Source organism: Pseudonocardia thermophila (assembly GCF_900142365.1).
GTDB lineage: Bacteria > Actinomycetota > Actinomycetes > Mycobacteriales > Pseudonocardiaceae > Pseudonocardia > Pseudonocardia thermophila.
On sequence record NZ_FRAP01000002.1, the window covers coordinates 364,035 to 376,633 of the forward strand.

9 protein-coding genes are annotated in these 12,599 nt (G+C 72.4%); all 9 read left to right on the forward strand.

Annotation, left to right across the window (positions count from 1 at the left end; genetic code table 11):
• The first annotated feature begins 92 nt into the window (after positions 1 to 92).
• The 9 genes from BUE41_RS29455 (at position 93) to BUE41_RS04105 (ending at position 12,597) form a co-directional block, all read left to right on the forward strand.
• Positions 93 to 2,909, forward strand: coding sequence for a substrate-binding domain-containing protein (locus tag BUE41_RS29455; RefSeq protein WP_084754348.1), 2,817 nt, complete (start codon positions 93 to 95; stop codon positions 2,907 to 2,909).
• Positions 2,910 to 4,430 carry an aminotransferase-like domain-containing protein gene (locus tag BUE41_RS04070; RefSeq protein ID WP_073455463.1) on the forward strand — a complete coding sequence of 507 codons (1,521 nt, stop codon included), beginning with the start codon at positions 2,910 to 2,912 and terminating at the stop codon, positions 4,428 to 4,430.
• A 220-nt stretch (positions 4,431 to 4,650) separates the two neighbouring features.
• A complete protein-coding gene (locus tag BUE41_RS04075; RefSeq protein WP_073455464.1) occupies positions 4,651 to 5,688 on the forward strand; it encodes an ABC transporter substrate-binding protein in 1,038 nt (345 codons plus the stop codon).
• Positions 5,685 to 6,479 carry an ABC transporter ATP-binding protein gene (locus BUE41_RS04080; protein WP_073455465.1) on the forward strand — a complete coding sequence of 265 codons (795 nt, stop codon included), beginning with the start codon at positions 5,685 to 5,687 and terminating at the stop codon, positions 6,477 to 6,479. Before BUE41_RS04075 ends, BUE41_RS04080 begins: the two co-directional genes overlap by 4 nt.
• Positions 6,480 to 6,490: 11 nt before the next feature.
• On the forward strand, positions 6,491 to 7,306 hold the full coding sequence (locus BUE41_RS04085) for an ABC transporter permease (protein ID WP_143171960.1): 816 nt from the start codon (positions 6,491 to 6,493) through the stop codon (positions 7,304 to 7,306).
• A gap of 249 nt (positions 7,307 to 7,555) precedes the next feature.
• Positions 7,556 to 8,599: a sugar ABC transporter substrate-binding protein gene (locus BUE41_RS04090; protein ID WP_159444851.1), complete on the forward strand. Its 1,044-nt coding sequence runs from the start codon at positions 7,556 to 7,558 to the stop codon at positions 8,597 to 8,599.
• 4 nt (positions 8,600 to 8,603) lie between these two features.
• The gene (locus tag BUE41_RS04095; protein ID WP_073455468.1) at positions 8,604 to 10,100 is read left to right on the forward strand and encodes a sugar ABC transporter ATP-binding protein; all 1,497 of its coding nucleotides are present in this window, start codon (positions 8,604 to 8,606) and stop codon (positions 10,098 to 10,100) included.
• Positions 10,097 to 11,179, forward strand: coding sequence for an ABC transporter permease (locus tag BUE41_RS04100; protein WP_073455469.1), 1,083 nt, complete (start codon positions 10,097 to 10,099; stop codon positions 11,177 to 11,179). Before BUE41_RS04095 ends, BUE41_RS04100 begins: the two co-directional genes overlap by 4 nt.
• A complete protein-coding gene (locus BUE41_RS04105; RefSeq protein WP_073455470.1) occupies positions 11,176 to 12,597 on the forward strand; it encodes a dihydroorotase in 1,422 nt (473 codons plus the stop codon). The genes BUE41_RS04100 and BUE41_RS04105 overlap by 4 nt, the downstream gene beginning before the upstream one ends.
• The last annotated feature ends 2 nt before the right edge of the window (positions 12,598 to 12,599 follow it).

A 12,599-nucleotide genomic window follows, 5' to 3' on the forward strand; every position in this document is an offset into this window, starting at 1 on the left:
CGCTGCGCCCGTTCGGGCCTGATGGCCCCGGAGGTGAATACGTATTCTCGGTGAGCCGGAGCTCCCACGTGTGCTCGCGGAGGCGATCAAGGATGATCACGAGCCTGGACGTGGCCCGCGCGGCCGGGGTGTCGCAGGCCACGGTCTCCCGGGCCCTGCGCGACGAGCGCGGGGTATCGCCGCAGACCCGAGCGCGCGTGCGCGCCGCCGCGCGCAAGCTCGGCTACGTCGCCGGTCGGCCGCGGTCCACCGGGGCCGTTGCGGTGGTGTCGGCCCCGCTGGACAACCCGTTCTACCCGGCGTTGGTGGGGCCGTTGCAGGAGGCGCTCGACCGGCTCGGCCTGCGGACGGTGCTGCTCGTCGACCTCCCTGACCGGCCGCCGGACCTGTCCACCCTGGTCGACGGCGCGTTCGCCGGCGTCGTCCTGACCACCTGCGAGCGGGGGAGCACGCTGCCGGCGGAGCTCGCCGCCCGCGGTGTGCCCGTCGCGCTCGCGGACCGCGCGGTCGACGAGTGCGCCGTCGACACCTGCGTCGCCGACAACCGGTTCGGCGCGGCCACCGTCGCCGAGCTGCTGGTCGAGCTGGGACACCGGCGGATCGCGGCCATCATGGGTCCGGAGTCGGCCAGCACCGGGCACGAGCGGTGGATCGGCTTCGTCGACCGGCTGGCCGCGCTCGGGGTGCCGCCGCAGGACGTGGCGCTCGTGCGCGGCCCGTTCACCGCGGAAACCGGCCGCCGCGGACTGGAGGCGCTGCTGGGGGACGGGTCCGCGCTGCCCACCGCCGTGTTCTGCGGGAACGACGTCATCGCCGGTGGCGTGCTCGACGCCGCAACGGCGCTGGGGCTGCGCGTGCCGGAGGACCTCACGGTGGTCGGCTTCGACGGCACGTCCCGCACCGGATGGGGGCGCGACGACCTCACGACCGTCCACGTCGACCTCGCGGCGATGGCGACCACGGTCGCGGAGGCGCTGGCCGCCCGGCTGCGCTCGCCGGACGCCCCGGCCCGGCGGGTCGTGCTCGTGCCGCGGCTGCTCGCCCGCGGCACGCACGCCCCGCCGCCCGACCGGCGCCGGTCGTCGCCGGGTCGCGGGGTCGTCCCGGAGGCGCAGACGCTGCGCTCGTGGATGTCGGCCGTCAGCGCCGTGGCCCGCGCGGTGAACGCGGCGCACTCCCCGGCGGCGGTGCTGACGATGGTGGCGAAGCGGGCGTGCGCGCTCATCGGCTTCGACTACTGCGCCGTGATGCTCGCCGACGAGGAGAAGCAGGCCCTGCGCGTCGTCGGGTTCGCCGGACTCACCTCGGAGTACGTCGACCTCGTCAACGACGAAGGCGCACTGCAGATCCACCCGGACGGCCCGGAGCGCGACACCCCGGCCGCCCGCGCGTTCCGCGAGCAGCGCACGATCGCCGTCCCCGACACGCGCGCGGCGACGGTGTTCGGCCGGCTGCGCGACCTGGCTCCCAAGCAGGGCTACCGCAGCCTGCTCGCCACGCCGCTCAAGCAGGGCGACACCGTGCGCGGGCTGCTCGTCGGCTACCGCCAGGAACCGCACACCTTCAGCGCGCTGGAGATCGAGCTGGCCGAACTGCTCGCCGAACAGACCTCGGCCGCCCTGCAGACCGCCGATCTGCGCCGGGCCCAGCAGGAGGTCATCCGCGAGCTGTCGGCGGTCAACGCGGAGATGACGCGGGCACGCCAGCAGCTGGAGTGGGCGGAGAACCAGCACCGCCGCCTCATGCAGCTGGTCCTCGACGACGCCGGGCTGGACGGGATCTGCCGGGCGCTCGCGGAGATCCTGCGCTCGTCGATCACCGTCGAGGGCGAGGGCGGCCGTCGGCTCGCCCACGCCGCGCACGGCGCCTACGTCCCGCCGCCCCCGGCGCCGTGGCAGGTCACCGAGGGCGGCGCCGGCCTGCAGATCGTCCGCGTCGAAGGCCCCGACGAGGCCTGGACCGCCCCGGTCGTGCTCGGCGGTCAGCAGGTCGGCCGGCTGTGGGTCACCGGGCTCGCCGAGCCGCTCTCACCGATCGAGCGTCGCGCCATCGAGCGGTTCGTGCTGGTCGTCGGCGTGGAGCTGCTGCAGCGCAAGCACCTCGTCGAGGTGCAGGAACGGCTCTCCGGCGACCTGCTCGCCGACCTCCTGCGCCCCGCGGGCGTCGCCCAGCCCGCCGCGCTGCTCGACCGGGCCGCCGCGTTCGGCCTCGACCTGCGCGAACCGCACACCCTCTGCCTCGTCGTCCCCGCCGACGGCCGCGGACCCGGCGCCCTCACCGCGCGGTGCCGCGACGTCCTGCCTGCCCCGGCCCTGGTCGGCGTGCACGACGGCGCCGTCGTCGTCCTGCTGCCCGCCGCGGCCGACCCCGTCGCCGCCCTCGGCCGGCTGCACGCCCGCCGCGGCCCGGACGAGCCGGTCACCGTCGTCGGCCGGACCGTCGACACCCTCGACGGCTACCTGCCTGCCTACCGCATCGCTGCGGGCGTGGCTCGGCTGCGGGCGGGGAGCGGTCCCGGCCTCGTCGACGCGCGTGCGCTCGGCACGGCGGCCCTGCTGCTCGCCCAGGGTGGGCCACCGGAGGACCTGCGCCGCTTCGCCCGCCAGGTCCTCGGCCCGCTCGCCGACCCGCGCACCGAGCGGGACCGTGACCTGGTGACCACGCTGCGGGCGTGGCTCGCCAGCGGCTGTTCGGTGGCGCGAACGGCCGAGGCGCTGGTCATGCACGTCAACACCGTGGCGTACCGGTTGAAGCGGGTGGCGGAGATCCTGCGGCGGGACCTGGGGGAGGTGCAGACGCGGTTCGACGTGCACCTGGCGTTGCTGGTGCTGGAGGTCGGCGAGAGCTCCGGCACGCCCGGAACAGAACATACCCTCTTATGTTCTGGTTGGAATGAGTACAATATGTGAGTGACTTACGACCTCTGGGCGGACGCGGAACGGGCTCTCGCAGCGGGTGACGGGGGTCGCGCGCGTTATCAGAAGCTGGCGAGCTTCGTTCAGGAGGCGGTGCGCAGCGGTCTGCTCCGCCCTGGTGACCGGCTCCCCACGGTGCGTGAGCTCGCCTCCCGACTCGGGGTCAGCATCACCACCGTCGTCAGCGCGTACAGCGCTCTGCGGGAGGACGGCGTGGTGCAGGGCGAGGTCGGGCGCGGCACGTTCGTCCGCGGCGCCGAGCCCGCCGCGCGGTCCGACGCGCCGATCACCCTCGCCGCGTCCGGAGCCCCGGCCACCTGGCGCCGGCGCGCGCTCGCCAACGCCGAGGACCGGCTGACCAGGGCGTATCCGCGGGCGGTCGACCTGATGCGCGGCAGTTCGAACTCGGCGTACCTGCCGCTCGGCCCGCTCAAGAAGGCGTGGACCTCGGTGGCCCGCGAGCTCACGGTCGACGACGTGCAGTACCCGGTCAGCCCCGCTCCGGAGCCGGAGCTGGTCGCGCAGCTGCTGCCCCGGTTCGAGACCGACGGGATCCCGGTGGAGGAGGGGGATCTGCTCGTCGGCAGCTCGACCATCCAGTTCCTCTCGATCGTCATCGAGCTGCTGCGCCGGGACCGGCCGAACGACTGGCCGCTCACCGTGGCCGTCGAGGAGCCCGGCTACCAGGCCGGGATGGACGTGCTCGAACGGTTCGGCTGCGGGTTGATCGGCATGGCCATCGACGAGCACGGCGTGCTGCCCGATCACCTGCGGGCGGCGCTCGACGCGGGCGCCGGGTTGGTGGTGCTCACCCCGCGGGCGGCGAACCCCACGGGCACCACGTGGTCGGCGGAGCGGCTGGCCGAGATCGCCGACATCGTCGCCAGTCACCCGGACGTGCTGGTGGTCGAGGACGACTACTTCGCGGATGCCGCTGCGAGCACGCCGGGCTCGCTGCTGGCCGACCAGCGGGTGGCGCACCGGGTCGTGCACGTCCGCGGCTTCGCCAAGGCGATCGCGCCCGACCTGCGCCTCGCTGCGGCCGTGGTGCGTTCGACGCTGCACTCCTCGCTCGCCCAGGTCCAGTACCTCACCACCGGCTGGACCTCGCGCACGACCCAGCGGGTGCTCGCCAGGGTGTTGGCCGCCGGTGAGACCGCCGATCTGCTGGAGCGGGCGAAGAAGGTGTTCGCCGAGCGACGCGACGTCGCGGAGGAGCTGCTCGCCGAGGGCCTGCGCGCCGCCGGCGGCTCCGTGCAGCACGCCCACGACGGGCTCTACACCTGGATCAGTCTGCCGCCGGGCAGCGACGCGAGCATCGTCGCCGAGCTGGTGGCGCAGGAGGGGTTCCTGGTCGCTCCCGGGGAGCCGTTCTTCATCCGCCCCGGCGCGGGGCGGTTCCTCCGGCTCAACTCGGGCTCGGCGACGGCTGACGAGATCTCCGCGGCCGCCCGCGCGATCATCCGGGCCGCCACCGGTGCCGACGCGCGCTCGGTGTCGCGGCTGACCCCGTAGTAGGACGCCGTCCGATCGGACCCGGCAGCCCGGCCGAGGTGGCGGGTCGGGTGCGTGCGCGGGCTTCGCCACTGCTGCAGACCTTGTTGACGCCGGTACGACCTACGCGTATAAAGAGGCGTCCAGCAATGACAATCAAGAATAACAATTGCTGGATTGATATCTCACCCCGTGACGCGTGGCCCGGCGGAGCCGTGGTCCTCGAACGACGGAGTTGCCGATGAACCTGCGCAAGCCCCGACGCCTCACGCGTGCGGTGCTCGTCGCGCTCGGTCTTGCGATGTCGCTGGTTGCGGCGTGCGCCGGGCCGACGGAGCCGGCCGGTGCGACGGGGGAGGACGAGCTGATCCCGCTCACCCACCAGCTCGGCTGGATCGCGAGCACCCAGTCGATCGGGGAGATCGTCGCCAAGGAGAAGGGGTTCTTCCGGGAGGAGGGCCTCGACGTCACCATCAACCTCGGTGGGCCCAACATCGACGGCGTGGCGCTCGTCGCCTCCGGGCGCGCCGACGTCGGGCAGGTCTCGTCCAGTCCGTCCCTGCTCCTCGCCGCCTCCCAGGGGATCCCGGTCCGCGCGATCGCGGTCGGTGGCCAACAGCATCCCTACGGCTACGTGTCGATGCCGGACAACCGGCTCGACAGCCCGCAGGACCTGCGCGGCCGGAAGATCGGCTCGACCTCGACCGGATTCGTGCTGATCAACGCGCTGCTCGAGGCGAACGGCATCCCGCGTGAGGAGGTGGAGATCGTGCCGACCGGCACCGAGATCACACCGCTGCTCACGGGACAGGTCGACGCGTTCGGAGCATGGCGCAGCAACGCCGGCTGGCTGCGTCAGCTGCCCGAGGGCTACGGCTTCATCCCGCTCTGGGAGAACGGTGTGCAGCTCTACCCGCTGCCGTACTACGCCACCGAGAAGACGATCGAGGAGAAGCCGGAGCTGCTGGCCAAGTTCGTGCGCGGGCTCGCCCGGGGCTGGAAGTACGCCCACGAGCACCCGGAGGAGGCGGTGGACATCCTCGTCACCGCCTACCCGAACCTGAAGCGCGAGGACGAGGCCGAGGGGCTCGCCGCGCTCATGCCGTACGTCTTCACCGGCGCCACGGAGAAGGGCGGCTGGGGCGTGATGAGCGACGAGGTGTGGCAGCGCCAGCTCGACCTGCTCGCGAAGGTCGGCGCGTTCGGCAACGACGACCCGCCGTCCATCGACCAGGTGCGCGACAACTCCGTCCTCGAGGCCACCCGGGACGTGCGGTGACCCAGCTGGAGCACAGCGAGGTGGCCACCGACCCCGGGACGCGCCCGGCCCTGTCGCTCTCCGGAGTCACGGTGGAGTTCGAGTCCGACCGCGGCACCGTCTGCGCCTTCCGCGACGTCGACCTCACCCTGCGCGACGGCGGCTTCCTGTCGATCCTCGGGCCATCGGGGTGCGGTAAGTCGACGCTGCTGCGCGTCATCGCCGATCTCGTGCAGCCGACCGCGGGCACGGTCTCGGTGCTGGGCTCGTCGCCGGGCGCGGCCCGCACCGCCCGCGCCATCGGCTTCGTCTTCCAGGATGCGAGCCTGCTGCCGTGGCGCACCGCCCTGCAGAACGTCGCGCTGCCGCTGGAGATCCGCGGGGCACCGAGGGGCGGGCGCACACCCGCGGAGCTGCTCGAGCTCGTCGGCCTCGCCGGTCGGGAGAACGCGTTCCCGCACGAGCTGTCCGGTGGCATGCGCCAGCGGGTCGCGATCGCCCGCGCGCTGGTCACGGGCCCGCGGCTGCTGCTCATGGACGAGCCGTTCGGGGCGCTCGACGAGATCACTCGGGAGCGGCTCAACCAGGAGCTGCTGCGCATCTGGCAGGACACCGGGACGTCCGTCGTCTTCGTGACGCACAGTGTCCCGGAGGCTGTCTACCTCTCCGAACAGGTGCTCGTCCTGCACGCCGGCCCCCGCGGGGTCCGGGCGCTGCGGGACATCCCACTCGGCTACCCACGTGATCCCGCGATCCGCGACTCGCCCGAGTTCGTGGCCGTCGCGGCCGAGCTGCGCGCGATGCTGGGGTGATCGAGGTGGCCATGACGACCGAGCGTCCACCGGAGCGCACCCGGCCGAAGCGGAAGCGGACCGGGATGCGGAAGTGGCTCGACCCGCTGATCGTCGTCGCGCTCCTGCTCGGGCTGTGGGAGTTCGCGAGCGTCCGGTTCGGGATACCGGAGTACGTCGCACCGCGGCCGTCGGTGATCGCCGAGTGCCTGGCCGAGGAGTCGGGGGTCCTGCTGCGCAACCTGGTGCCGACCGCGCAGGCGAGCCTGCTGGGCTTCGCCATCGGCAACGGGTCGGCCATCCTGCTGGCGATCGGGTTCGTCCACAGCAAACGCCTGGAACGCTCCGTGTACCCGCTCGCGGTGATGTCCAAGACGATCCCGACGGTGGCGATCTCCCCGCTGCTGGTCATGATCTTCGGCTCGGGGCTCACCCCGAAGGTGCTGATCGCGGCACTGATCTGCTTCTTCCCGACGCTGGTCAACATGCTGAAGGGGTTCGAGTCGGTCACGGCGAACGAGGTCGAGCTGTTCCGCATCATGTCGGCGTCGCGGCGCGAGGTGTTCCTCAAGCTGAGGCTGTACAAGTCGCTGCCCTACCTGTTCGCCGCGCTGCGGATCGCGACCACGAACGCGGTGATCGGCGCGATCGTCGCGGAGTGGATCGGGTCGGCCGACGGCATCGGTGCCCTGATCGTGCAGGCCTCGTTCAACTTCGATGCGCCGCTGCTGTACGCCTCGATGCTCGTGGCGGGCGGCTACGCGCTGCTGTTCTTCGGTGCGGTCGGGGTGGTCGAGCGGATCGTCCTGCGGTGGAAGCCGATGGGGGCGGTCGCCGTCGCGGCCTGAGCCGGTCCGCACCGTAGTCGCACCTGACGAGCGCGGTCCCGTTCGCGGGGCCGCGCTCGTCTCGTGCGCTCCGCCGGGCGAATTGTTCTGGTCATTGTTCTGCACTGACTCGTGTGCAGCAATTCGTGCGTGGATATGTACCGCTTGTGTGGGTTGACTGTACCGGATCAATCACGTAGAAACCACACAGCGCGCAACAATGACAAGTACAAGAAGAACAATCGGTCACCGTGGGCGAAGGGGAACGGCATGAGCAGGTCGGTCAGGGCCCTACTGGCGGTCGCAGCAGCGGCCGCGATGCTCGGCACCGCCGCCGGGTGCGGCGGACCCGCCGACGCGGGCGGCGCGGACGACGGCCGCAAGCGCGTGGCCTACTCGTCGACGTCGATCAGCGACCAGTACCGCGTCACGTTCGTCCGCCTCCTGAACGAGGCCGCGGCGGCGCGGAACTTCGAGATGCTGCCGCTCACCGACGCCAACAACGACCCCGCGAAGCAGATCACCGACGTCACGACGCTGCTCGGCCAGGGCGTGGACGGGATCTTCATCGTGGTGCTCGACAGCAAGGCGATCAAGCCGGCGCTCGACCGCGCCGAGGCGGCCGGGGTACCGGTCGTCGCCGTCGACCAGGGGCCCACCGCCGGCAAGGTGGCGATCACCGTGCGCGGCGACTCGGTGCTGGAGGGCCGGCAGGGCTGCGAGGCGCTCGGCGAGGCGATGGGCGGCAAGGGCAAGGTCCTCGAGCTGCAGGGTGACCTCGCCGGCGCGATCGGGGTGCAGCGCAGCAAGGGCTTCAACGACTGCATGGCCGAGGAGTACCCGGACATCACCGTGGTCTCGCGGCCGACGCAGTGGGCGCAGGAGAAGGCCACCACGGCCACGCAGACCGTGCTGAGCACCGATCCCGACGTCAACGGGATCTTCCTGGCCAGCGACTCGGCGATGCTGCCGGGCGTGATCGAGGTGCTCAGCCGGCTCGGCCGACTGGTGCCCGCCGGACAGGAGGGGCACGTCCCGATCGTCAGCATCGACGGCTCCCCGTTCGGTCTGGAGCAGGTCCGCGCCGGCTACGTCGACGCGGTCATGGCCGCCCGGCTCGGGGACTACGCGACGCTCTCCGCCGAGTACCTGGAGCGGGCCATGAACGGCGAGACCTTCGACCTCGGCCCGACGGACCACAACTCGACGATCGTGCAGGACGGGGAGAACATCGCCGACATCCTCGTCGCCACCCCGGTCACCAAGGCGAACGTCGACGACCCCACCCTGTGGGGCAACCAGGCCAAGGGCTGACCCGATGAGCCCGACGGACCCTCCGGCCATCGAGGTCGACCGCGTCAGCAAGTGGTTCGGCCCCACCCGCGCCCTCGACGACGTGTCGTTCGCCGTGGCGAAGGGGCAGTCCCGTGCCCTGCTCGGCCGCAACGGCGCCGGCAAGTCGACCCTCGTCTCGCTGATCACCGGCATCGCCCGGCCCGACACCGGCGAGCTGCGGATCGTCGGGGAACCGCTGCACGGGCAGGACGACCGCATCGGCTGCGTCTACCAGCGCTCCAGCCTCATCCCGGCGTTCACCGCCGCGGAGAACGTGCTGATCAAGCACTACCCGCGCCGGCGCGGGGGCCTGATCCACTGGCGGGAGCTGCGGGAGCGGGCCCGGGGCCTGCTCGACGAATGGACGATCGGTGATCTCGCCGACGAGCCGGTGGAGCGCCTACAGCCGATGCACAAGAAGATCGTCGAGATCTGCCGGGCGCTCGTCTCGGACCCCGAGGTCCTCATCCTCGACGAGCCGACCGCGGGGCTGGACAAGAGCGACACCGCCCGGCTCTTCGCCCTCCTGGAGCGCCTCCGCGAGCGCGGCACGACGGTGCTCTACATCTCCCACCACCTGGAGGACGTCTTCCGCGTCTGCGACTCCGTCACGGTGCTGCGCGACGCGCGGCACGTCCTCACCGCCGGGATCGGCGACGTCACGATGGCGCAGCTGGTCGAGGCGATCGTGGGGGAACAACCGCCGTCGGCCGTGACCCGGCCGCCGCGCGCGTCCGAGGCACCGGTCGTGCTGTCCGTGCGCGACGTGCGGGTCGACGACCGGGTCGGCCCGGTCGACCTCGAGCTGCGTGCCGGGGAGTGCATCGGCATCGCCGGCCTGGAGGGGTGCGGGAAGGCGACGCTCGCTCGGGCGCTCGTCGGGCTGGAACCGCGCAGCGGGGAGGTCGTCGTCGACGGCCGCGAGGTCGAACCGGGAGACGTCCCGGAGGCGCTGCGCGCGGGGATCGGCTACGTCCCCGAGGACCGGCACGTCGACGGGATGGTGTCGGTGCTGGACGTGAGCGAGAACTCCACGATGGCGCTCGCGCCGCGCATCGGCCGGCGCCCGCTCGGGTTCCTGCCGCGGCTCTCCCGGCGCGCCGATCTCGATCGCGCGTACGCCGAGCTGGCGCGGCAGTGGCGCATCGTCGCTTCCTCGCCGCGTCAGCTGATCTCCGAGCTGAGCGGTGGGAACCAGCAGAAGTGCGTGATGGCGCGCGCCTTCGCCACCGATCCGCGGCTGCTCGTGCTGGTCAACCCGACGGCCGGGGTCGACGTGTCGGCGAAGGCTTCGATCCTGGCGTCGCTGTCGAGTGCCCTCGACCGCGGCGCGGGCGTCCTCGTGTTCTCCGAGGACGCCGACGACTTCGCGTTGTGCGATCGCATCTTGATCATGATCCGCGGGAGTGTGGTGGCGGTGCTGGACGAGGAGTGGACCGAGGCAGACCTGGTCGCCGCGATGCAGGGGGAGGCGGCGTGATCGCGACGCCCACCACGGAATCCCCGCCGCGGGTGCTCACCCGCGTCCGCGGGGTGCTCAAGCCGTCGATGCTGGGGCAGCTGGCGGCGCTGCCCGCGATCGTCATCGCGGTGCTGGTCGGCAGCCAGCTCAACCGGGCCTTCCTCACCGTCGACAACATCATGACGAACGTGCTGGCCGCGTCTGCCGTCCTCGGCGTGCTGACCGTGGCCGCGGCGCTGATCATCATCGCCGGGCACTTCGACATGTCGACGCAGTCGGTCGTCGCGTTCGCCCCGGTGCTGTCGGTGTGGCTGGTGATGCCCGCGGCGGCGGGGGGCTCAGGGGTCGAGCTGGACCCGGTGCTGGGCCTGCTGCTGATCTTCGTGCTCGGAGCGGTGGTCGGCGCGATCAACGGGTTCCTGGTCGCGGGGCTGAAGCTCAACGCGTTCATCGTGACCCTGGCGATGCTGATCCTGCTGCAGGGGATGACGTTGGGCATCGGCGGCGGGGAGACGCTGTCGAACCTGCCGGAGGTGTTCACCTACCTCGGCAGCGCTCGCTGGCTCGGGATCCCGGCCGAGGTCGTCGTGGCGGTCGCGGTGTTCGTCGCCGCCGGCCTGTTCATGCGCTACACGGTGACCGGGCGCCAGATCTACGCGATCGGCGGCAACCCCGACGCGGCGCGGGCCAGCGGCATCCGGGTCGAGCGGATCACGTTCTGGCTGTTCGTCGCCAGCGGCGTGCTCGCCGCGCTGGCCGGGCTGCTGATGACCGCGCGGATCGCGTCGGTGACCGCGAGCCAGGGCAACAACATCCTCTTCACGGTGTTCGCCGCCGCCGTGATCGGCGGGATCGACCTGCGGGGCGGCCGCGGGCGCATCGTCGGGGTCGCCACCGGTGTGCTGCTGCTCGCGCTCGTTCAGAACATCCTGCTCGTCTCGCAGATCCCGTCGTTCTGGGTGAACGCGATCTACGGCGCGATCATCCTGCTCGCCCTCATGACCGGCGCGCTCGCCCAGGGCTCCTGGCTGACCAGGTTCCGCCGCTCCCCGCACGCTCCCCAGCCCGCACCCGACCGAAGCGGAGACGATCGATGAGGATCCACATCACCGGCGGCACGCTGGTCACCGACGCCGGTCAGGTCCGCGCCGACCTGCTCTGCGCCGACGGCCGCATCGCCGCGATCCTGGAGAGCGGCGCCACCGCCGCGGCCGACGAGCGGGTCGATGCGTCCGGACTGCTGGTCTTCCCCGGGTTCATCGACCCGCACGTCCACTCGCGCGACCCGGGCCAGGTCGCCAAGGAGGACTTCGCCCACTCCACGCTGGCTGCGTTGTGCAGCGGGGTCACGACCCTGCTGGAGATGCCCAACGCGGTCCCGCCGATCGGCGACCGCACCGTGTTCGAGGAGCGGGCGGCCGCGCACGAGCGCGTGGCGTCCGTCGACTTCGGGCTGTGGGGGCAGGTGTTCGGCGCGTCCAACCTCGACGACCTGCCCGGTCTCCTCGACGCCGGCGCGGTGGCGATCAAGCTGTTCTGGGGCTACGCGCTCGACAAGCGCACCAAGAAGCTCGTCTACAACACCGCCGACGCTGCGCCCGGTGACGTCGTCGCCCCGCCCGACGCGGGCGACGTGCTGCGCGTCTTCGAGGTGGTCGGCGCGCACGGCGGGCTGCTCGCGGCGCACTGCGAGGACCGGGAGGTCGTCCTCGGCGGCGAGCGCGCGCTCGGCCGCGAGGTCCGCACGTACGAGGACCTGCTCGCCGGCCGTCCCGCGCTCGCAGAGGTCGCCGCGGTCTCGCGGGCCGCCGAGTTCTCCCGGGTGACCGGGTGCCGCTTCCACGTCGTGCACATCTCGACGGCGCGGGCGCTGGAGATCGTGCGCGCCGCCCGCGCCGACGGAGTGCCGATCAGCGCGGAGGCCTGCCCGCACTACCTCTGGCTCACCGCCGCGGACTACGCGCGGCACGGTGCGGGGATGAAGGTCTTCCCGCCGATCCGGGGCGCGCAGGACCAGGAGGCGTTGTGGGCGGCGATCGCCGACGGCACCGTGTGCTCGGTCGGCTCCGACCACGCCCCGCACGCGCCGGAGGAGCTGGGCGGCTCCCTCGCTGCGCGCCCGGCGGGCGTGCACGGCGTCGAGACGATGGTCCCGCTGATGCTGGACGGGATGGCCCGCGGCCGCATCACGCCGGAGCGGCTCGCCGCGGTCCTCGCCGGCGACACCGCCCGGCTGTACTCGATCGACCACCGCAAGGGGCGCATCGCGCCCGGACTCGACGCCGACCTCACCCTCGTCGATCCGCACCGCGAGCACTGCATCACCGCCGCGGCGCTGCACACCAAGCACAAGGTCTCCGTGTTCGACGGGCGAACGGTGCGCGGCGCGGCGGTGGCGTCCCTCCTGCGCGGCGAGATCGTGATGCGCGACGGCGAACCGGTGCAGCCCGGTCGCGGCCGGCTGGTGCGCACGAGCGCGGCCACCCTGCCCGATCCCGTGGGGGCCGCAGCATGACG